The organism is Streptomyces sp. BE303, assembly GCF_036290945.1.
GTDB lineage: Bacteria > Actinomycetota > Actinomycetes > Streptomycetales > Streptomycetaceae > Kitasatospora.
Genome location: NZ_JAQYWZ010000920.1, coordinates 80,565 through 101,531, shown reverse-complemented (window position 1 = coordinate 101,531; position 20,967 = coordinate 80,565). Strand labels below are relative to the sequence as shown.

The 20,967-nt window shown below is 72.3% G+C and carries 16 protein-coding genes and 1 riboswitch; of the genes, 10 read left to right on the top strand and 6 right to left on the bottom strand.

The features are described from left to right. Nucleotides 1-137: 137 nt before the first annotated feature. A riboswitch (cobalamin riboswitch) is annotated at nucleotides 138-279 on the bottom strand. Nucleotides 280-773: 494 nt separating this feature from the next. The 5 genes from PUR56_RS37755 to PUR56_RS37735 all read left to right on the top strand — a co-directional run bounded on the left by PUR56_RS37755 (nucleotide 774) and on the right by PUR56_RS37735 (nucleotide 7,307). Beyond that, entirely contained in the window at nucleotides 774-1,694 is a 921-nt protein-coding gene (locus PUR56_RS37755; RefSeq protein ID WP_329952279.1) for a hypothetical protein, read from the top strand. A gap of 165 nt (nucleotides 1,695-1,859) precedes the next feature. Continuing rightward, entirely contained in the window at nucleotides 1,860-3,332 is a 1,473-nt protein-coding gene (locus PUR56_RS37750; RefSeq protein WP_329952278.1) for a glycoside hydrolase family 26 protein, read from the top strand. A gap of 226 nt (nucleotides 3,333-3,558) precedes the next feature. Beyond that, nucleotides 3,559-4,377, top strand: a complete 819-nt coding sequence (locus tag PUR56_RS37745; protein WP_329952277.1) for a hypothetical protein — start codon at nucleotides 3,559-3,561, stop codon at nucleotides 4,375-4,377. A gap of 73 nt (nucleotides 4,378-4,450) precedes the next feature. Further along, nucleotides 4,451-5,902, top strand: a complete 1,452-nt coding sequence (locus tag PUR56_RS37740; protein ID WP_329883116.1) for a glycosyltransferase family 2 protein — start codon at nucleotides 4,451-4,453, stop codon at nucleotides 5,900-5,902. A 28-nt stretch (nucleotides 5,903-5,930) separates the two neighbouring features. Then, nucleotides 5,931-7,307, top strand: a complete 1,377-nt coding sequence (locus tag PUR56_RS37735) for a glycoside hydrolase family 113 (protein WP_329952276.1) — start codon at nucleotides 5,931-5,933, stop codon at nucleotides 7,305-7,307. Nucleotides 7,308-7,329: 22 nt separating this feature from the next. On the opposite strand, the gene PUR56_RS37730 is transcribed toward PUR56_RS37735, so the two are convergent. Together PUR56_RS37730 and PUR56_RS37725 are read right to left on the bottom strand one after the other, a co-directional pair. After that, a complete protein-coding gene (locus tag PUR56_RS37730; RefSeq protein ID WP_329952275.1) occupies nucleotides 7,330-9,588 on the bottom strand; it encodes an acyltransferase family protein in 2,259 nt (752 codons plus the stop codon). A 114-nt stretch (nucleotides 9,589-9,702) separates the two neighbouring features. Beyond that, entirely contained in the window at nucleotides 9,703-10,197 is a 495-nt protein-coding gene (locus tag PUR56_RS37725; protein ID WP_329952274.1) for a GNAT family N-acetyltransferase, read from the bottom strand. Nucleotides 10,198-10,628: 431 nt separating this feature from the next. On the opposite strand from PUR56_RS37725, the gene PUR56_RS37720 reads away from it, so the two are divergent. Beyond that, nucleotides 10,629-11,660, top strand: coding sequence for a helix-turn-helix domain-containing protein (locus PUR56_RS37720; protein WP_329952273.1), 1,032 nt, complete (start codon nucleotides 10,629-10,631; stop codon nucleotides 11,658-11,660). 46 nt (nucleotides 11,661-11,706) lie between these two features. Here the strand turns inward: PUR56_RS37720 and PUR56_RS37715 are convergent, their stop codons facing one another. The 4 genes from PUR56_RS37715 to PUR56_RS37700 all read right to left on the bottom strand — a co-directional run bounded on the left by PUR56_RS37715 (nucleotide 11,707) and on the right by PUR56_RS37700 (nucleotide 15,737). Continuing rightward, nucleotides 11,707-12,501 carry a histidine phosphatase family protein gene (locus tag PUR56_RS37715; RefSeq protein ID WP_329952272.1) on the bottom strand — a complete coding sequence of 265 codons (795 nt, stop codon included), beginning with the start codon at nucleotides 12,499-12,501 and terminating at the stop codon, nucleotides 11,707-11,709. Nucleotides 12,502-12,664: 163 nt separating this feature from the next. Continuing rightward, complete coding sequence (gene mctP, locus PUR56_RS37710) at nucleotides 12,665-14,278, bottom strand: monocarboxylate uptake permease MctP (RefSeq protein WP_329952271.1); 1,614 nt, start codon at nucleotides 14,276-14,278, stop codon at nucleotides 12,665-12,667. After that, a complete protein-coding gene (locus PUR56_RS37705; protein ID WP_329952270.1) occupies nucleotides 14,275-14,544 on the bottom strand; it encodes a DUF3311 domain-containing protein in 270 nt (89 codons plus the stop codon). The genes mctP and PUR56_RS37705 overlap by 4 nt, the downstream gene beginning before the upstream one ends. Before the next feature lie 392 nt (nucleotides 14,545-14,936). After that, on the bottom strand, nucleotides 14,937-15,737 hold the full coding sequence (locus PUR56_RS37700; protein WP_329883108.1) for a GntR family transcriptional regulator: 801 nt from the start codon (nucleotides 15,735-15,737) through the stop codon (nucleotides 14,937-14,939). Between the two features lie 335 nt (nucleotides 15,738-16,072). Between PUR56_RS37700 and PUR56_RS37695 the strand changes: the two genes are divergently transcribed. The 4 genes from PUR56_RS37695 (at nucleotide 16,073) to PUR56_RS37680 (ending at nucleotide 20,865) form a co-directional block, all read left to right on the top strand. Continuing rightward, nucleotides 16,073-17,362: an extracellular solute-binding protein gene (locus tag PUR56_RS37695; protein WP_329952269.1), complete on the top strand. Its 1,290-nt coding sequence runs from the start codon at nucleotides 16,073-16,075 to the stop codon at nucleotides 17,360-17,362. An 89-nt stretch (nucleotides 17,363-17,451) separates the two neighbouring features. Next, nucleotides 17,452-18,480, top strand: a complete 1,029-nt coding sequence (locus tag PUR56_RS37690) for a carbohydrate ABC transporter permease (RefSeq protein ID WP_443034617.1) — start codon at nucleotides 17,452-17,454, stop codon at nucleotides 18,478-18,480. Beyond that, on the top strand, nucleotides 18,477-19,304 hold the full coding sequence (locus PUR56_RS37685; protein WP_329952268.1) for a carbohydrate ABC transporter permease: 828 nt from the start codon (nucleotides 18,477-18,479) through the stop codon (nucleotides 19,302-19,304). Before PUR56_RS37690 ends, PUR56_RS37685 begins: the two co-directional genes overlap by 4 nt. Nucleotides 19,305-19,311: 7 nt before the next feature. Then, the gene (locus PUR56_RS37680; RefSeq protein WP_329952267.1) at nucleotides 19,312-20,865 is read left to right on the top strand and encodes a glycoside hydrolase family 3 protein; all 1,554 of its coding nucleotides are present in this window, start codon (nucleotides 19,312-19,314) and stop codon (nucleotides 20,863-20,865) included. The last annotated feature ends 102 nt before the right edge of the window (nucleotides 20,866-20,967 follow it).

Below are 20,967 nucleotides of genomic sequence, written 5' to 3'. Positions count from 1 at the left end.
GCGTCGGTAGATCGGGGGGCCGGGCCGTTCGGGGCAGGGGAGGACGGCGCGGGCGCCCGTGGCGTCGCGCGGCGTGTCGTCCCCGGCCCGCCCGCGAGGCCCGGAAGGTGGTGCTCGTGCTGGGGCCTCTGCGGGGAGGCGCTCGCACACCGTCGGCAGGTACTCGGACTCGCGGGCTCCCATGGGGAGACGGCCGCTCACCGCTGCGGGGCAGTCCCGGACTCGCACCGGGTTCCCCTGCGTCGACAGCAGGGTCGAGCATACATCTAGTGGTGCTCTCTCGATGCGACACCACATGTTGTGCAGCGCGGCGTGTTGGCGCGATGACCGCTGGTACCGGGGCGGGAGCCGGGAAGGGGCGCGGGCCGGGGTTCCGGACGCCCCGGGGCTTGTCAGGATTCGGAAACGGAATGGTGACCGGGGCGGTCGCCGGTCAGGGCCATGCCCTACGATCTCGCCTCATGAGCGACGGAACGGGCGTGCCCGGGGAGTGGTCTGGACAGCCCGCTTCGCCGGGGGAGCAGCCGGCCCCTCCCGCCGGTGCGGGGGGCGCACAGAACCAGCAGCCGGGTGGACCCGGACCGGTGCCGCCGGGGCAGCAGCCCTCCGGCGGCCAGGCCGTGCCGCCGGCACCGGGCGGCTTCGGACCGCCTCCGGCGTCGTACGGACCGCCCGCGCCGCCGCCGGCCCGGCCGCCGGCGCCCGCGGCGCCGCAGCCGCCGCAGTCGATCCAGGTGCCGCCGCTTGTTCCGCCGCCCGCGCCGCAGCCTCCGGTGCAGCCCCAGCCCCAGCCGCCGATGCCGGTGCCCTCGCACCACTGGCAGCCGCAGCCGCAGCACCTGCCGCCGCCGCAGCAGCCGCAGCAGACCGAGCCGGACTGGGCCGCGCTCGCCGACCGCAACGCGGCCGAGCACCGGCGCAAGACCCGGTTGAAGATCATCGGTGCGGCCGTCGCCGTCCTGATCATCGGCGGCGCCGTCGCCGGCGGCCTGCTCCTGCTGGGCAAGGACGGCGACGAGAAGCCGATCGCCGGGCCCACGTCGACCGCGACCGGGGCCACCCAGCAGCCGGCGCCGTCTCCGACCGGTTCCGCCAAGCCGACCCCGACGTCCACCCCGACGCCGACCCCCACTCCGAGCGCGACCCCCGACGACCCGTCGAAGCCGCTCTGGGACGCCTCCACCGACCCGGCCCCGCAGGACGCGGCGGCGCTCTTCTCGGCGCTCACCGTGACCGTCAACGGCGCCACCTGGAACCGGACCGTCGTCTCGCTCGACTCGCCCTGCTGGGACGGCAACTCCACGGTCGGCGGTCTCGGCCGGGCGCTCGGCGACCAGGGCTGCCGCCAGGTCCTCCGGGCCACCTACGTCTCCGGCGACAGCGCGGTGACGCTCGGCGTCGCCGTCTTCGACCACAAGATCCAGGCCGAGACGGCCCTGAAGAACTACGTCGGCCACCTCAAGGGCGCCGCCGCCCCGGGGGCGCCGGTCTTCTGCGCCACTCCGGGCTGCACCAACACCAAGAGCATCCTTGGACGCTACGCCTACTTCACCGTCGAGGGTTCCGCCAAGGGCGGCAACACCGCGGACGCCGCCGCGACCGCGGCCGCCACGGGCTTCGGCGAGCACGTGAAGAACCAGCTGCTCCAGCGGGCCAAGACGCCCGCGGCCCCGCCGGCGGCCCCGGCGGGCTGACCGCCCGCCGCCGGCCCGGCCGGCCGTCCCCCGCGTGCCCGCTCGCCGGGACGCGGGGGAGTGTGGCAGGCTCGCGGGCTGTCAGTCGTACGCGTGTCCGGTCGTGGCGGCCCGGGCGTCGCCGCCGGGCCCCCCGGCCGACCCCGGTCTCCGGAGGAGTGCCCCGTGGCCCTGCCCCGCCCGTTGCACGGCAAGCCGGCCGCCCTGGCCGTGTCCGCCGCCGTGCTCGCCACCGGCGCGCTGGTGCTCGGCGGCCGGGACGACCGCTCCGCCCCGCCGCCGCCCGGCCCCGCCGGGCCGACCGGACGCAGCGAACTCACCCTCAACGGCGCCGGCCGCGCCCTGCCCCCCGAGGTCGGCCGCGACCTGCTGGCCCGTGATCCGCAGGCCTCGCCGAACGCCCGGGCCGTCCAGCAACTGCTCGCCGACCTGGAGGCCACGGCCCGGTCCGGCCGCTCCGGCGGCACGGTGATCGGCCAGCACATCGAGGGGCACAACGAGCGCTACAACCCCGAGTACGGCGACTACCGGGGCACCAAGCCGGTCGGCTACTACTACAAGAAGGCCGCCGACATCACCGGCAAGCTGCCCGGCTTCGTCGAGACCGACCTCGGCCCCGGTTACGGCCAGAGCGGCTGGGGCGTCGGCAACCCGCGCTCCTACTCCGAAGGGCGCTGGCCCGCCTGCGCGGTCGGCTGGCAGTACACCGACGACGCGGTGGACCTGATGGCCGCCGTCTGGTCCGGCCACCCGCGTGCGGCGGACGGTACGTACGGCGCGGCCGGCGTCCAGAAGAACTGCGACGGCACCGCCACCGAGCTGCCGGACAACGGCGGCGCCCCGGCCGGCCTGGTCGGCATGTCCTTCCACCAGCCGTACCCGGGTTCGGACGTCAAGTCCTTCGACCGGGTGCTCTGCTCGTCCTCGCCCGCGGCCGGCGACCCGGGCTGGTTCGGCCGGGTCGTGGACAGCACCGGCGGCACCCCCGAGTACCGGGCGCTGCTGACCGACCTGTCCTTCCTCGCCGACCACCTGGAGTACCTCGCCGCCCACGACGTGCCGGTGCTGCTGCGCCCGTACCACGAGATGAACGCGGCCGACTGCGCCCGCGGTTTCTGGTGGTCCGGCCAGAAGCCGGCCGACTACCAGGCGCTCTGGCGGATCACCTACCACTACCTGGTGGAGACCCGGGGCCTGCACAACCTGCTGTTCGCCTGGACGCCGGTCTCCTGGGACGGCGCCCCGGGCGTCGACCCGTGGAACTACTACCCGGGTGCGCAGTACGTGGACCTGGTCGGGGTGGACGACTACAGCGGCAGCCCGGCGCGCCCGATCGGCACCGGCGAGGTGTGGACCAAGCGCTACTACGACGGCCTGGCCGGGTACGGCAAGCCGCGGATCCTGGCCGAGTCCTTCGCCGTCCCGGTCAACTCCCGCCAGTCGGACACCCTGCGGCGCACCCCGTGGACGATCTGGACGGTCTGGGGGCAGTCGCTGACGGCGGACAACCTGACCCCGGACCAGCCGCGCAACTCCAACGCCGACGTCAAGGCCACCTACGACGACGCCCTGGCGCTCACCGGCGCTTCGGCGGCGTTCGGGGCGAACGTGGACTGGAGCGGCCTGCACGTGCGGTGATACCGGTCGGCGGTGGCCGGGGCCCGGGTGCCGGGGCCGGTGCCGGTGCCGGGGAGGCGGACGGCGGTGCGCCGGGCCGGGCCACCGGCTGCGGTCGCGGCCTTCGATAACAAGTCGGCGGCCCCGGGCCGCCCGGAATTCCGGGCCGTCGACCCGTGTGGCATCCTGTGGCCCGGAATCGAGCGGGCTGATGCCGGGGGACACCCGGCGGGCGGGGGTACGGGAGATGACACAGGTGCGTCCGGACCGCCCGGCCGGTGGCATCGCCGTGGCCTGGGGAGCCGTCCTGCTCGGCTGGGCGGCGTACAACTGCTTCTGGCAGGCCGGTGTCGCCACCTTCGTCAAGGGCATCTTCTACTACGGCAGCGACGCCGTGACCGCCGAGACCGGCAGCCTCAACTACGGCCTGCTGTACCTGGTCTCGGGCGTCCTGTTGCTGCGCGGGCACGGCTGGGCGCGCGGGGTGGCGGTCGGTGTGGCGCTGGTCGAGGGCTACAACCGGGTGCGCAGCCTGACGGGTGCGCTGCTGGACGAGCCGCAGCGCCGCTGGTTCACCGGGACGACCGAGGGCTGGCTGAAGCTGGTGACCTTCGGGCTCGGCGTGCTGGTGACGGCGGTGCTGGTCCTGCTGCTGGTCCGCTCGCTGCGGCGGCCGGAGACCGGCCGGGAGCCGGCGCCCGGCCCGTGGGCGGCGCAGTCGCCGTTCCCCGGGCAGACGTTCCCGGGGCAGCCGCCGTTCGGCGGGCCGGTCCAGCAGCACGCCCAGCATGCCCAGCCGCATGCCCAGCAGGCGCCGGCCGCCTGGGCACCGCAGGCCCAGCCCTACCCCCAGCCCCAGCCGCAGGCGCACCCCCAGCCCTACCCGCACGAGCAGCCGACCCAGACCGGCTGGCCCCAGCCCCAGCCCCAGCCGTACGCGTCCGGGCCGGCGGCCCCTCAGCAGCCCTGGCCGGCCCCGCCGGTGGCGCCCGGACCGGTCACGCCGGGCCCGGTGGCGCCCGGTCAGGTCCGGCCTCCCCAGGACACCCCGCCCTACCCGGGGTAGCCTGCTGGATGCTCCGGCCGTTGGGCCGGACGGATGAACGCTCAGCCGAAGACGACGAGGAACCCCTTTCACCATGACCTCAGCAACACCGGTGCGGACGGTCCTGACCACGTCCCGCGAGGCGGCCAGGCTCGCCGACCGGCAGATGTCGTGGAAGCCCCGGGTCGTCCCCTTCTACCTCTCGTTCCTGGTCATCTTCGGCTTCTCGACCTGGGCCTACGTGCCCAACCCGACCCCGCTCGGCTGGGTGATCACGATCCTCTGGGGCATGCCGGTGTTCGGCGTGCTGATCGGGTTCCAGGGTGTGCTGATGGTGCGCCGCCGGATCCGCAAGGCCGGGCGGATGACCCCGCCGGTGCCGGTCGACGACGACTACCTGATCGTGCTGGTACCGACCATCGGCCGGCACGACACCTACCCGGCGCTGGAGCGCTCGGTCCTCTCGTACGTCGAACACCTGCCGGTCTACTTCCCGTGGATGCGGGTGGACATCCTCACCGAGGAGGGCTGCGCGGCCGGCGAGAAGATCGACGACCTGGCCGCCCGGCACCCGCTGATCCGGGTGGTGACCGTCCCGAAGGCGTACGAGACGCCGAACGGCACCAAGTTCAAGGCCCGTGCCAACCACTACTCGCACGAACTGCGGATCGACGAGGGCGAGGCCGAGGACGACGTCTGGGTGCTGCACATGGACGACGACACCGGTGTCGGGCCGGACACCGCCGCCGCGGTGGCCCAGTTCATCAACCGGCAGCGCCGGGCCGGGGACGACGCCAAGCACATGGCGCAGGGCATCCTGACGTACCCCCGGGAGAACGCCGTCTCCACCTTCACCTGGCTCGCCGACGCGATCCGCCCGGCCGACGACATCGCCCGGTTCCGCGCGATGACCGGCACCGGCACCCCCATCGCCGGCGTGCACGGCGAGCTGCTGCTGGTGCGGTCCTCGGTCGAGGCCACCATCGGCTGGGACTTCGGCCCGAAGACCATCGTCGAGGACGCCCAGATGGCGCTCAACTTCTGCCTGCGCTACCCGGGCCGCAGCGACTGGTTCAACGGCCGCTGCTACGGGGCGTCGCCGGCCGGGGTCAAGGACTTCCTCAAGCAGCGCGAGCGCTGGGCCTGGGGCCTGGTGGCGCTCTGCTTCAACAAGTCCATCCCGCTGCGGTTCCGGCTGTTCATCGGGATGGGCATGGTCAGCTGGGTGCTCGGCCCGCTGCAGCACGTCGGTCTGGTGCTGCTGGTCGCGTGGTTCACCGGGACGATGAACACCTCGCCGGTGACCCAGTCGGTGGTGCTGGTCTGGTCGATCAACTTCGCCTACGTGATCTGGACGTACTGGGAGGGCCTGCGGCTGAACGTGGTCGCTTCGGCCAACCACCGGCGCAAGTGGTGGGAGCCGATCGTGGTGGTCGCGGCCATCCCGCTCTTCTCCTTCCTGGAGGGCTGGGGCGGTCTGCGGGGGCTGATCAAGTTCCTGCGCCGCGAGGAGAACAAGTTCGTCGTCATCGCCAAGCCGGCCTGACGGATCACACGGGACTGCTGCCAGAGCCATGAAACGTTTCGTCATCTTCATCCTGCCGACCGCCGTGCTCGGCATCACCGTGGGCGTCCCGATCCTGTTCGGGGACCACCCGGTCAAGTTCGACCACCGGCGGCCGACCGAAGTGCACTTCGCCGGCGTCGCGGAGGAGCAGGGCCGCGTCTGGGGCTTCGGGAAGGACACGCCGCAGGAGCCCGTGGACACCGGCCCCAAGGTGGTCCGGCCGTGGACCGAGGGCAGCCCCGAGTGGGGCGTCCAGGTGTACTGGCTGGACGACCCGAACGACCCGGAGAGCTTCGTCCGGGGCAAGGTCGACCGCATCGTCGACTACGTGGTCGGGCTCAACGCCAACGCGCTCTCGGTGACGTTCCCGTACTACACGGTGGGTGCCAGGGCCAACGCGGTCGCGGCCCGGCCGACCACGCCCGGCCCGGACCGGCTGGCCCTGCTGCTGGACGCCGCGCACCGCGCGGGCCTGCGCACCACCGTCCGGCCGCTCCTGGACGAGGAGGCGCTCAAGTACACCACCACCGGGAACTGGCGCGGCAACATCGCCCCGGCCGACCGGGACGCCTGGTTCGCCAGCTACGCCGCCTTCCTGACGCCGTACCTGAAGACCGCCCAGGACCACGGCGCGGCCGAGTTCACCATCGGCACCGAGTTCAACTCGCTGGAGAGCGACCCGCACTGGGCCGGGCTGGTGGAGCAGGCGCGGAAGACCTTCCGCGGCGAGCTGGCCTACGACGCCAACTGGGACAACTGGTCCAAGGGCGCGATCCCGGTGCCGGTGGAGCAGACCGGCGTCGACGCCTACTTCCCGGCCAAGTCGGCGGGGGACGACGCCTCCGCGGCGGACCTGGTGGCCAGCTGGAACACCTGGCTGGACAAGCGCGGCAAGGGCGTGCAGCCGACCACCAAGCTGACCGAGGTCGGCATCCCGGCGCAGAAGGGCGCGTACAAGACGCCCGGTGACTTCTACACCAGGCGCGAGCTGAACGAGCCCGTGCAGGCGACCTGGTTCACCGCGGTCTGCCAGGTCGCCCGGGAGCGGAAGCTCGCCGGGGTGTACTTCTGGTCGCTGTACTTCGGCATCGACCCGACCCTGCCGACCACCGAGGACACCCCGCGGATGGACTTCGCCGGGCGGCCGGCCTCGGAGAAGGCGATCCGGGACTGCTTCGCGCAGACGTACGAGGTGCCCGCGGCCCCCGAGGGCCATGGCACCGCCGCCGCGAGTGCGCCCGCCGCCCCGGGCACGACGGCGAGCCCGGCCCCGGGTGCCACCACGCCGGCCCCGAGCGGCTCCGCCCCGGGGAGCCCTGCCCCGAGCAGTCCTGCCCCGAGCGGCTCCGCCCCGGGGAGCCCGCAGGCCACGCGCAAGCCCTAGCAGGACCCGGCTAGGGCTGGGGCTAGGGCTGGGGCTTGGCGGACGGGCTCGTGCTCGTCGACGGCTTCCCGGCCGCCGGCGGCTGGGTCGTCCCGGTCGCCCGGCCCGTCGGCGTGCTCTGGCCGGTGGGCGTGGGCGTGGGCTGGCCGGTGGCGGCCGGCGACGCCGTCTGGGCGGGTGCCTGGGCGGGTGCCGGGGCCGGAGTGCCCGGTTGTCCCCCCGGGGTGGCCTGCGGCGTCGCGGGCGGGGGCCCGTCGGCCCGCACCCCGGCGAGCGCGTCCGAGATCTGCTGCTCCAGCCACGGCGTGACCACCCGCATGCCGGCCGGCGTCAGGTGCACGCCGTCGGTGGCGGGGGAGACCAGGTGGCCGTCGCGGTCCTTCCAGAGGCAGGTGCCGTCCGGGCAGTAGAAGGCGTTCAGGTCGAGCAGTTGGACGGTGCCGGCGGAGCCCCGTACGAACTCGGCGACCTGCTGGTTGTAGCAGGTGCCCCAGGTCTTGTTGATCGCGCCGTTCTCGACCCGCTCGTTCATCAGCAGCACCTTGGCGTCGCCCGCGCGCTGCCGGATCAGGCCGACCGCCTCGGCGAGCTGGGTGCCGTACCGGGTGCGGTAGTACTCGTCGCACGGGTTGAGCCAGGTGCCGTCCAGGTACTGCTCGGCGGCGTCCCAGCCGAGGTGTAGCACGACCGCCTGCGCCCCGGTCCGGCCCAGGTCCCGCTCCCAGCGCCCGGTGCGGTCGCGGCACTCGTCGGTGGTGTCGAACTCCTCCTTCGAGGTGCCGCGCACCCTCTCCGCGCCGAACACGCCGCAGCCGCTGATCCCGCCGTCGACCACCCGGAAGCGGTCGCCGTGCCGGTACAGGCCGGTGGCGAGGTCCTGCGAGAAGGAGTCGCCCAGCGCGAGCACCAGCGGCCGGCCCGCCGAGCCGGAGCGCATGTCGTACGAGACCCAGGCCGGCAGGTACCAGGCGCCGACGGTGGCGACCGCGGTGGTGGCGGCGAGGATCGGGACGGTCGGGAAGGGCCGCCAGCGCATGACCCGCACCCGCTCGGTCGCGGTGTGCAGCAGCCAGGCCAGCACCCAGGAGAGCGGTGCGCCGATCGCCAGCAGCATCGGCGGCGAGATGTCGTCGACGAACCGCTGGAGCATCCAGTAGACCGGCAGGTGCAGCAGGTAGAGGCTGTACGAGATGGTGCCGGTGAGCCGCAGCGGCGGCAGCGAGAGCAGCCGGACCAGCGGGCCGCGGTCGTGGCAGAGCGAGGCGACCAGGACGGCCGAGAGCGCGGCCACCGCGGCCAGGCCGCCCTGGTAGAGCCACGGCTGCTTGTAGTCGTGGACGGTGAGGCTGGCCGCGACCAGCCCGCCGAGCGTGGCGGTGCCCAGCAGGGTGAGCAGCGCGGTGCCGGCCGGTCCGGAGGCGGCCCGGAAGCGTCGCTGGGTGCGCGGGCCGGCCCCGGCGCCGTCCGCGGCCTTGCGCCGCAGCCGCAGGTAGACCACGAAGGCGGCGGCGGCCCCGGCGGCGAAGCCGACCGCGCGGGTCTCGGTGCCCAGGTAGAGGCGGTCGGCGTTGGAGCCGTTCCACATCAGCGGGGCGACGGCGGCGGAGAGGACGAACAGCACGCCGGTGGCGATCCCGGTCGCGGTGAGCGAGCGGCGGCAGACCGCGTGGATGAGCAGCAGCAGCAGCGGCCAGACCACGTAGAACTGCTCGGTGATGCTGAGCGACCACATGGCGGCCAGCGGGTCGATCCCCGCGTAGTGCTGCCAGTAGGCGTCCCCGCGCTCCAGCTGGGCCCAGTTGGCCACCTGGGCGAGGGCGGCCAGGGCCTGGGGGCGCAGCTCCTTGACGTCCTTGAGCGGGCTGACCAGGGCGGAGAGCGCGACCACCAGGAAGACGGTGGCCAGCAGGCCGGGCAGCAGCCGCTTGGCACGGCGGCGGTAGAAGACGCCGAGCGCGATCCGGTCGGTGCGGTCCAGCTCGCGGATGAGCACCAGGGTGACCAGGAAGCCGGAGAGGACGAAGAACGCGTCCACGCCGAACAGGCCGTTCTGGAACCAGTTGGTGTGGTAGAGCAGCACGGAGGCGATGGCGAGGCCGCGCAGGCCGTCGACCGACGCGAAGCGCACGGACGGGGGGAGGGGGCGGGGCGGCTCCGGAGGGGGCGCCGGTACCGCGTACCGGCTGCCGCGCGGGGCCGGGATACCCCGGGCCTCGCGCATGTCCTGGAGCGTGGGTCCGCTCGCCGCCGAGGGCGCGCCGAGGCTGGGCCCGTCGTGCATGGGTTGTTCTCCCCCGATCGATGGGCTGCCGCGAGGTGTCTCGATCAGAGGTTTATATCAAAAGACCCCGGTTGATCGTCGGCCGGCCACCCGGAACCGGGGCCGGACCGGGCGTCAGAACGCCAGGCTGTACACCATCAGATCCACGCCAGGGTACGGCGACCAGTCCCGGTCCGGGGACCGGCGGAAGCCGACCCGCCGGTAGATGCGGTGGGCGGTGGTCATCTCCGGGCGGGTGGAGAAGGCCATCCCGGCCAGGCCGAGCTCGCGGCTGCGGGTGAGCGCCGCGCGGACCAGGGCCTCGCCGACGCCCCGCCCGCGGGCGGCCGCCGAGGTGGCGAGCATCCGGATCTCGCCCTCCTCGGGGGTCGCGATGTCGGCCCACTCGGTGCCGCCGACCGCGAAGGTCACGCAGCCGAGCACCCGTCCTTCGGCCGCGTCGACCGCGACGAGGAGTTCGGCCTCCCGGGCCCGGCGGGCGGCGTCGCGCAGGAGGTGGACGTAGTCGCTCTCGGGCGAGGTGTGCCCGTCACCGACGAAGGCCTCGACGGTGATGCGGCCGGCGTCCTCGAAGTCCTCGGCGCGGGCCGGGCGGATGGCGATGTCCATCCGGTCAGTGTGCCGGAACCGCTGCCGGCGCCGGTCGCCGGGTCGGCCGTGGACGGACCGACGCGGTCGCCGGTGGTGTCGGCGGTTCCGGTGGCAGTGAGGGGAGCGGAGGGGGCGGTGGCGGGGTCGGCGGACGGGCGGAGGGAGGCGGCGGGCATGGTGCCGTAGAGCCGGTCGGGCAGGGCGGGGTCGACGGGGTAGCCGCCCGGGCGGTGCCAGTTGTCGCGTCCGGCGGCGTCCTGCTGCGCCACCTCGCGTCCGATCAGGGCGCCGAGCAGGCCGATTCCGCCGACGGCCCCGACCAGGGCGAGTGCGCTGGCGATGGTGTCGGAATCCATGACTCCACTCTGCTCGCGTCGCCGGACGCCTACGAGTGGCAGGAATGCCTTAATACATCGAAAAACTGCCAGCGGTCGTCCTATCCTGGGGGCATGCTCAAGAACGTGGTCGCGGTGGTCCTCGAAGAGCTCCACCCCTTCGAGCTCGGTGTCGCCTGCGAGGTGTTCGGCCTGGACCGCAGCGCGGACGGCCTGCCCGGGTACGACTTCGCGATCGCGGGCGCCCGCCCCGGCCTGCACCGGACGCACGCCGGCTTCTCCGTCGACGTCCCGCACGGCCCCGAGCGCCTCGCCGAGGCCGACCTGGTCGTGGTCACCGCGACCGGCGTCCGCCCCGAGTACCCGGCTCCGCTGGTGGACGCGGTCCGGGCGGCCGTCGAGGGCGGCGCCCGGGTGCTCTCCATCTGCAGCGGAGCCTTCGTGCTCGGCGCCGCCGGCCTGCTCGACGGCCGCCGCTCCACCACGCACTGGCGGCACACGGCGGAGCTGGCCTCGCGCTTCCCGCTGACCACGGTCGAGCCGGACGTCCTGTACGTGGACGACGACCCGGTGATCACCTCGGCCGGGACGGCGGCCGGCATCGACGCCTGCCTCCACCTGGTGCGCCGGATGCAGGGCGCCGAGGTGGCCCGCGGGATCGCCCGGCGGATGGTGGTGGCCCCGCACCGGGAGGGCGGCCAGGCGCAGTTCGTGAACCGGCCGGTGCCGGAGCACGACGGGGACTCGCTCGCGCCGCTGCTCGACTGGATGCGTCACCACCTGGACCGGGAGTCGACCGTCGAGCAACTGGCTGCCCGGGTCCACATGTCGCCGCGCACGTTCGCCCGCCGCTTCCAGCAGGAGACCGGCACCACCCCGCACCGCTGGCTGACCGGGCAGCGGCTGCTGCTCGCACAGCGGCTGCTGGAGTCGACCACGGAGCCGGTGGACGCGATCGCCGCCCGCTGCGGCTTCGGCAACGCGGCCACCCTGCGGCACCACTTCGGCCGCCGGCTGGGGACCACCCCGCTGGCGTACCGCCGCTGCTTCGCCGAGCCCGAGACGTCCGCCGTCCGGGCCGCCGGGCCGTCCGTGCCGGCCGGCCGCGCGGGCCGTCCCGTACCCGGCCGTCCCGCGCCGGCCTGAGCGGCCCGGGCGCCCCGCCGGCCGGTGCCGCTCGGGCCGGCGCCGCTCAGGCCCGGGCCGCAGGGGGCCACTCCCCGTCGCCCAGGTGCCCCGTGTCGTTCCAGTGCGCGGGCCGCAGCCGGTCGCCCTCCGCCCGCCAGAGGCTGGTGGAGCAGTTCCGCACCGGCTCCAGCGCGGTCAGCTGCGCCTCGGTGAGCCGGTCCAGCGCGTACCTCAGCATCAGCACGGTGCAGTCGTGGGCGACCAGCAGGACGGGCCGGCCGGCCTCCTCGGCGCAGATGTCGCGCAGCACGCTGCGCACCCGCAGCGCCACGTCCGCCCAGGACTCCCCGCCGGGCGGGCGGTAGTACAGCTCGCCCATCTTGCGCCGCCGGGCCGCCTCCTCGGGGTGCTTGGCCTCGATGGCGGCCTTGGGCAGCATCTCCAGGATGCCGAGTTCGCGGTCGCGCAGCCGCTCGTCGTAGCGGACGGCGAGGGAGACCGGGACGGCGCCGAGCCCGGCGGCCTGGGCGAGCGCGATCCGGGCGGTCTCGGCGGTGCGCACGTACGGCGAGCACCAGACGCTGCGCGGGCGGTCGGCGCTGGGCAGGCCGGCCCACCAGCGGCCGAGGGCGTGGGCCTGCTGCTGGCCGTGGAGGGAGAGCGGGATGTCCGCGTCCCGGCAGCTGATCGGCACGCTGAGCGCGCCGACGGCCTCGGCGAGCTGGAACTCGACGTTGGCGGTGGACTCGCCGTGGCGGGTGGCGATCAGGACGGACGGCAGGCCGGTGGCCGTCGCGCCGGGTGGGTGGGTGGTGGTGGAGAGGTGTTGACCGTTGAGCGTGGTGCCGAGTTCTGCCATCGCCGCTGCTCCCCGTGGGTCGGTCAGTTGCCGGCCGGTTCCGGTCCGGTCTGGTGGTGCCCTGTTGGTGCCCTGTCCGTGCGGCTGTTCATACATATGATCGCGCCGCCTCTCCAGTGTTGACGGAGGAGACGGCGCGATCACAGGGCGCGCACGGGGTGCGTCAATGCGCCGTCACGGGCTCCGGCGCGTTCCTCGGCTCCTCGTCGCCGCTCTCGGCGCCGTAGTCGGCCGGCCGGGTCTCGTCCGGGCTCTCCGGGGCCTTGGCGGCCCGCAGCGCCAGGGTGAGCGCGACCGAGACCAGCAGGTTGAGCACGAAGGCGGTGAGCCCGATGTAGCCGATCTCGCCGATGCCGGGGATCTCGGCCGAGTTGCCGCCGAAGTGCTTGGTGGCCGGGCTGGCGATGCTGTACGCCTTCCAGGTGCCGTAGACCATGCCGGCCGCCCAGCCGGCCAGCAGCGCCCAGTGGTGGAACCAGCGGGTGAACAGGCCGCCGACGATCGCGACGAAGGTCTGCAGGATCCAGAGGCCGCCGAGCAGCTGCAGGTTGATCGCGGCCTGCTTGTCCATGCCGAGCACGAACACCAGCGCGCCGACCTTCACCAGCAGCGAGACGAACTTGGCCACCCGGGTCTCGTCGGCGGGAGTGGCGTCGGGCTTCAGGTACTCCTTGTAGACGTTGCGGGTGAAGAGGTTGGCCGCCGCGATCGACATGATGGCGGCCGGCACGAGCGCGCCGATCCCGATCGCCGCGAAGGCGACGCCGGTGAACCAGTCCGGGAACATGTTCTCGAACAGCTGCGGCACCGACAGCTGGGTGTTGAACGTCTTGTCGCCCTTGCCGACCCCGGCCGCGATCGCCATGAACCCCAGCAGCGCGAGCAGCCCCAGCATCAGCGAGTAGGCGGGCATGATCGCCATGTTCCGGCGGACGGTGTTGCGGGACTTGGAGGCCAGCACGCCGGTCACCGAGTGCGGGTACATGAACAGCGCCATCGCGGAGCCGAGCGCCAGCGTCGCGTACGTCCACTGCTTGTTCTCCGGCACGGTGAGCGAGCCGGTCGCCTTCGGCGCGGCGAACTTCTCGCCCGCCACGTCGAAGATGTGGCCGAAGCCGCCGAGCCGGATCGGGATGTAGATCACCGCGACGATGATCACGACGTAGATCAGGGCGTCCTTGACGAAGGCGATCAGCGCGGGGGCCCGCAGCCCGGAGGAGTAGGTGTACGCGGCCAGCACGCCGAAGGCGATGAACAGCGGCAGGTCCTTGACGAACCAGTTGGCGTTCTCGCCGCCGCCCACGCCCAGGACGTCCAGCACCGCCTGGATGCCGACCAGCTGGAGGGCGATGTACGGCATGGTGGCGAGGATGCCGGTGAGCGCGACCACCAGCGAGAGCGGCTTGGAGCCGTACCGCCCGCGGACGAAGTCGGCCGGCGTGACGTACCCGTGGACCCGGGAGACCGACCAGAGCCGGGGCAGGAAGAGGAAGACCAGCGGGTAGGCGACGATCGTGTACGGCACGGCGAAGAACCCCGCCGCGCCGGTCGCGTAGACGGCGGCCGGGACGGCGACGAAGGTGTACGCGGTATAGAGGTCGCCGCCGAGCAGGAACCAGGTGACCCAGGTCCCGAAGCTGCGCCCGCCGAGGCCCCACTCGTCGAGGTGGAGCGCGTTGTCGGCGCGGCGCCACCGGGGGGCGAGGAAGCCCATCACGGTGACCAGCGCGAAGAAGAGGACGAAGACCGCCAGCGCGGGCACGTTGACCCCGTTCATCGGGCGCCACCCGCCTTCCGGGCGGCCCGGCGGGCCTTCTCGTCCCGGTTGATCAGCAGGTAGGCCGCGACCGTGAAGACGGCCGAGACCGGGACCCAGAGCAACTGGTACCAGTAGAAGAAGGGCACTCCGCCGGCTTCGGGGTCGAGCTTGTCGTACGAGCCCACCCAGAGCATCGCGACGATCGGCACCAGCAGGGCGAGCGCGGCCAGCACCCGCTCGGGGGTGACCGCCGGGAGGTTCGGGGGGCCTTCTGGCTCGGGCATGACAGGTTGGTCGGTATCAAGGTCTGACGACATGGTTCGGCTCCGCTTCGGAGGGTTTCACCTCGTCGGCGCCGCAACCCCGAGGAGTCGCACACCCCCCGTGGGTCCGCCGAGCAGCACCAGTGGTGATCGACAGTCAGTACGGATGCGGAATCTAGAGCATGGAGTGACCCGTGTCACTGGGTTCGCGCAACTTCCCGCCATCCGGGCGATCTGCGCGCCACCCCGATGGTGCGCACGCCGGGTGGGTGCCTCGCACGCTTGGTCAGTGGAACGCGCGCCGGTAGGCGGACGGGCGTGGAGGAGGGGTACGCGCGCCGGGCAAACGGAACGGGCACCGGCGTGTGCGGGGAGTGCACGCCGATGCCCGGAAGTACGGAGGAGGGGTGCGGCTACTCGGGCAGCTCCGGCCGCTTGAGGCGGGTGATGAACTTGTAGCGGTCACCGCGGTAGATCGAGCGGACCCACTCCACCGGGTTGCCCTCGGCGTCGAAGGAGTGCCGGGCGAGCTGGAGCATCGGCAGGCCGAGGTCGGAGCCGAGCAGTCCGGCCTCGCGCGGGTCGGCGAGGGTGGTCTCGATGGTCTCCTCGGCCTCGGCCACGGTGACGCCGTACACCTCGCGCAGGGCCGTGTACAGCGAGTTGTGCTTGGCCAGGTTCCGGCGCAGGGCGGGGAAGCGCTTGGCGGAGAGGTGGGCGACCTCGATGGCCATCGGGTCGCCGTTGGCCAGCCGGAGGCGCTCGATCCGCAGCACCCGGCCGCCGGGCTTGATGTCCAGCAGTGGGGCCAGCCGGTCGTCGGCGGTGATGTAGCCGATCTCGATCAGCCGGGAGGTGGGTTCCAGGCCCTGGGCGCGCATGTCCTCGGTGTAGGAGGTGAGCTGGAGGGCCTGCGCCACCTTGGGCTTGGCGACGAAGGTGCCCTTGCCCTGGATGCGCTCCAGCCGGCCCTCGACGACCAGCTCCTGGAGGGCCTGCCGGACGGTGGTGCGGGAGGTGTCGAACTGTGCCGCCAGTGCCCGTTCGGGCGGAACCGGGGTCCCTGCGGGCTGGGTCTCGGTGAGCTGCAGCAGGTGGCGCTTGAGGCCGTAGTACTTGGGCACCCGGGCCGTCGGGTCTGCGCCGCCCTGCGTCGGTAGGTTCTTCACCTGGGGGTCGTTGACCTGGGCCGTGCTGCCCCCGTCGCTGCTCATCGGACCTGTCTCCCGCTTCTCGCGGGGCTTTTGGGGCCCCGCCGCATCATTAACAACTCACATCGTTGCATGTATGGCTACGGAACGAATACCTCATCACGCGATGAACGATGTGCGGTGTCGGCTTGATAACGGGTGGTCCTGATCGGTCGAACAGCCGTTGACAGGCCCATTGGTCTAGGCCAAGCTCCAGGCATCTGGTCTACACCACTAGGCCGGTCACTATGAATCCCCCCACCCGTTCGCTGGGGTCCGCGGCACCTTTCCTCCCGCATTGTGTGGGTCCGCCGCAGCCACCCGACGGGGGTAACCCAGGCATCCCTCAGGAGGATGGCGTGAAGCGTCAGCTCATTGCGGCAGTCGGCGTCGCGGCCATGGTTGTTGGTCTCGCGGCTTGTGGCTCGGACGCGAAGAAGGACGACACCAAGACCGGTTCGTCCACCGCGGCCGATGGCAAGAAGGACTACAGCGGCAAGACGCTCAAGGTCTGGCTGATGAGTGGCTCGGCCCCCAAGGGCTGGGAGGACTCGGTGAAGACCGAGTTCGAGTCCAAGTACGCGGGCTCCAAGGTCGAGTTCCAGGTCCAGGAGTGGACCGGCATCGGCCCCAAGGTCACCGCCGCGCTCTCCGAGGGCTCCGTCGACGTCCTGGAGGTCGGCAACACCCAGACCGCCGGGTACGCCGCCACCGGTGGCCTGCTGGACATCACCAAGGACAAGGCCGCCATCGGCGGTGCCGACTGGGCCGCCAACCAGAGCGAGTCGGCGATCCTGGACGGCAAGCAGTACGCCGCCCCGTGGTACGTCACCAACCGCGTCGTCGCGTACAACAAGGACCTCTGGGCCAAGGCCGGTCTGACCGCCACCCCGAAGACCCTGGACGAGTTCTACGCCGCGCTGGACAAGCTCAAGACCACCGAGGGCGTTGTCGACCCGCTGTACATGCCGGGTCAGGAGTGGTACGTCTACTTCGGTCTGCTCACCACCGAGGGTGGCAAGCTGGCGAAGAAGGACGGCGACAAGTGGGTCGGCGGCCTGTCGTCCCCCGAGGCGCAGAAGGCCTTCGAGACCTACAAGACGATCCAGGGCAAGTCGCTCACCGGCGCCAAGGACAAGGACGAGGCCAAGCCGCAGCAGAAGGACGTCTTCGGCGCGGGCAACGTCGGCTCGATCATCGGCCTCGGCTGGGAGCTCCCGGACGAGAAGGCCATCCCGAAGGACAAGATCGGCTTCTTCCCGCTCCCGGGCAAGACCGCCGACAAGCCCTCCGGCGTGTTCCTCGGCGGCTCGAACCTGGCCATCGCCCAGGCGAGCAAGAACTCCGAGATGGCCAAGGACTTCCTGGCCGTCGCCCTGAACGACAAGAACGAGAGCCTGGTCGCCGCGGCGGGCCTCATCCCGAACAAGAACTCGCTCAACGACAAGGTCGTCGGTGACTTCGCCACCGCCGCCAAGAGCGCGGCCGTCGTGGGTGGCATCACCCCGACCACGCCGAACTGGGCGGCCGTCGAGAACGAGCCGAACCCGATCAAGGAGTTCCTGACCAACGCTCTGACCGGCGACTACGCGGCGGCGGCCAAGAAGGCCGACGACGAGATCGCCAAGCGTCTGAACGCCAAGCAGTAACAGTCGAGCGGCGTCGCTCACCGACTCCCGGCGGGGAGCCGGTGGGCGACGCCTGTCCGTCGTGGTCAGGTTGTCAGGAAGAGAGAACGATGGCTGTGCATTCGGAGCGGGTGCAGACACAGTCCCCGACATCGGGGAAGGCTGCTGTGGCCACTACTGAGACGAGCGCCCACCGCGGTGGCGGCGCCGGCACCCCGAAGAAGAGCGCCAGACCGGTGGACGGCCGGAGCTTCGGCTCCCGGTTCGCGCCGTACCTGCTGCTCCTGCCCGCCACCGTGGCCACCGTGGCCCTGCTCGGCTGGCCCCTGCTGAAGACCGTCCTGGTCTCGTTCCAGAACCTGAACGCGCGCCAGCTCGTCCAGCACCTGACCGAGTGGAACGGCTTCGAGAACTACACCGAGCAGCTCAGCGATCCCGAGTTCTGGTCGGTCGCGGGCCGGAGCGTCGCCTTCACCGCGCTCAACGTCTTCCTGATCATGGTGGGCGGTTCGCTGGTCGGCCTGCTGCTCAACCGGCTCGGCAAGAAGATGCGGCTGCTGCTGTCGATCGGCCTGCTGCTCGCCTGGGCGATGCCGGTGGTCGCCGCGACCACCGTCTACACCTGGCTGTTCGAGACCCGGTTCGGTGTCGTGAACTGGTTCCTGGACGCCCTGGGCTGGCACTCGATGGCCACCTTCAACTGGACCGGCAGCCAGTACTCGACGTTCTTCGTGATCCTCCTGCTGCTCGTCTGGGGCTCGATCCCGTTCGTGGCGTTCAACATGTACGCGGCGCTGACGACCATCCCCAAGGAGCTCTACGAGGCCGCCCGGATGGACGGCGCCGGCGCGGTCAAGATCTTCACCTCGGTGGTCTTCCCGAACCTCAAGCCGTTCTTCCTCGCCACGACCTTCCTCGAGGTCATCTGGATCTTCAAGGCCTTCACGCAGATCTACGCGATCAAGGCCGGCGGCCCCGACGGGCTCACCCGGACCCTGCCGATCCACGCCTTCCTGGAGGGCAACGGCCGCCAGCACTACGGCACCGGTTCCGCGATCGCGGTCCTCACCATCCTGATGCTGGGCGTGCTCATGGCGTACTACTTCCGCATCATTCTCAAGCAGGAGGACGAGCTGTGAGGCGCTCGCTCATCGGACGCACCTGGCCGAACGTGATCGCGGTCGTCCTCTTCGTCTTCTTCGTGTTCCCCGTCTACTGGATGATCGTCACGGCGTTCAAGCCGAACAAGGACATCGTCAGCAAGACGCCGGTGTTCCTGCCGCTCAACGCGACCTTCGACCACTTCAAGACCGCCATCGACGCGCCGAAGTTCTGGACGTACACGGCCAACAGCTTCATCGTCACGATCGTCGCGGTGCTGCTCTCGCTGGTGATCGCCACCCTGGCGGCCTTCGCCATCGCCCGGATGAAGTTCCGCGGCCGCAAGGGCTTCGTGCTGGTCGTCATGGCGGCCCAGATGGCGCCCTGGGAGGTCATGACCATCGCGGTCTACCTGATCTCCCGCGACAACGAGATGCTGAACAGCCTCGTTCCGCTCACCGCCTTCTACATGATGATGGTGCTGCCCTTCACCATCTTCACGCTCCGCGGATTCATCGCGGCGGTGCCGAAGGAACTGGAGGAGTCGGCCATGGTGGACGGCTGCACCCGGACCCAGGCCTTCGTGAAGGTGATCTTCCCGCTGCTGGCGCCGGGCCTGATGTCCACCTCGCTGTTCGGCTTCATCACGGCCTGGAACGAGTTCCCCCTGGTCCTGATCCTCAACAAGACCGAGGGCCAGACGCTGCCGCTGTGGCTGTCCTCCTTCCAGACCAACTTCGGCACCGACTGGGGTGCCACCATGGCCGCCTCGACGCTGTTCGCCCTGCCGGTGCTGATCCTGTTCGTCTTCCTGCAGCGCAAGGCGGTCGGTGGCCTCACCGACGGCGCCGTGAAGGGCTGATCCCGCCATGAGCATCCTCGTACCCACCCTCCCGGCCTCCGACCAGCTGCACCGCGACGCGCTGACCGTCCTCCAGCCCGGCTTCGTCGGCACCGAGCCGCCGGAGTGGCTGCGCCGCCACCTGGCGGCCGGTCTGGGCTCGGTCGCGCTGTTCGACCGCAACGTGGCCGACCTCGACCAGCTCGCCGCCCTCACCGGGGCGCTGCGGGCCGAGAACCCCGACCTGCTGATCGCCATCGACGAGGAGAGCGGCGACGTCACCCGGCTGGAGGCGGGCTCCGGCTCGTCCTGGCCCGGCAACCTCGCGCTCGGCGCGATCGACGACCCGGCGCTGACCAGGGACGTCGCCCGCGAGCTGGGCCGGGCCCTGGCCGCCGCCGGCGTCAACTACAACTGGGCGCCCACCGCGGACGTCAACTCCAACCCGCGCAACCCGGTGATCGGCGTCCGCTCGTTCGGCGCCGACCCGGAGCTGTGCGCCCGGCACACCGCCGCCTGGGTGGAGGGCCTGCAGTCGGCCGGTGTCGCGGCCTGCTCCAAGCACTTCCCGGGGCACGGCGACACCGCGGTCGACTCGCACCACGGCCTGCCGGTCATCGACGTCGACCTGGACGTGCTGCGCGCCCGCGACCTGATCCCGTTCCAGGCCGCGATCGCCGCCGGGACCAAGGCCGTGATGACGGCCCACATCATGATCCCGGCGCTCGACCCGAAGCTTCCCGCCACGCTCAGCCCGCTGGTGCTGCGCGACCTGCTGCGCGCGGCCCCGGAGGACGGCGGCCTCGGCTACCAGGGCCTGATCGTCAGCGACGCCATCGAGATGGGTGCCATCGCCGACACCTTCGGCATGGGCGACGGCACCGTGCTCGCCCTGGCGGCCGGCGCGGACGCGATCTGCGTGGGCGGCGGCCTGGCCGACGAGGCGACCGTGCTGATGCTGCGCGACGCCATCGTGGCGGGCGTGCAGTCCGGCAAGCTCGCCGAGGAGCGGCTCGCGGACGCGGCCGCCCGGGTGCGGGCGCTCGGCAGCTGGGGCCGGATCGCGGCCCAGGGCGAGCGGCCGGAGGCGGACCTGGCGGTCGGCCTGCGGGCGGCCCGCCGGGCGCTGCGCGTGGTCCGCGCGCCGGGCCGGGAGGTCCTGCCGGTGACCGAGCGCCCGTACGTGGCCTCGTTCTCCGCCGAGCCGAACATCGCGGTCGGCGACGTCACCCCGTGGGGCGTGGCCGACATGCTGGCCGACCGCTTCCCCGGCACCCGGACCCGCGAGGTCGGCCCGGAGACCGCCGAGCCGGCGGTGCTGGACACGGTGGTGGCCGAGGTGCTGGCCGGCGCCGAGGGCCGCCGCCTGGTGCTGGTGGTCCGGGACGTCCACCGGCACGAGTGGATGTCCGCCGCGCTGGCCCGCCTGGTGGCGGCCCGCCCGGACGCCGCGGTGGTCGAGATGGGCCTGCCGCAGTCCGAGCCGGTCGGTGCGCTGCACATCGCCACCCACGGTGCCGCCCGGGTCTGCGGGCTGGCGGCCGTGGAGGTGCTCACCGGGCAGCCGGGGGCGGTCGGCTGAGACCGTCCGATCTCCGGCCGGGGAGTCCCGGCCGGGCCGTGACACAGGGTGCCGGGAGGCACGCGCCCAGCGGGCCCGTCATGCGCATGTCGCATGGCGGGC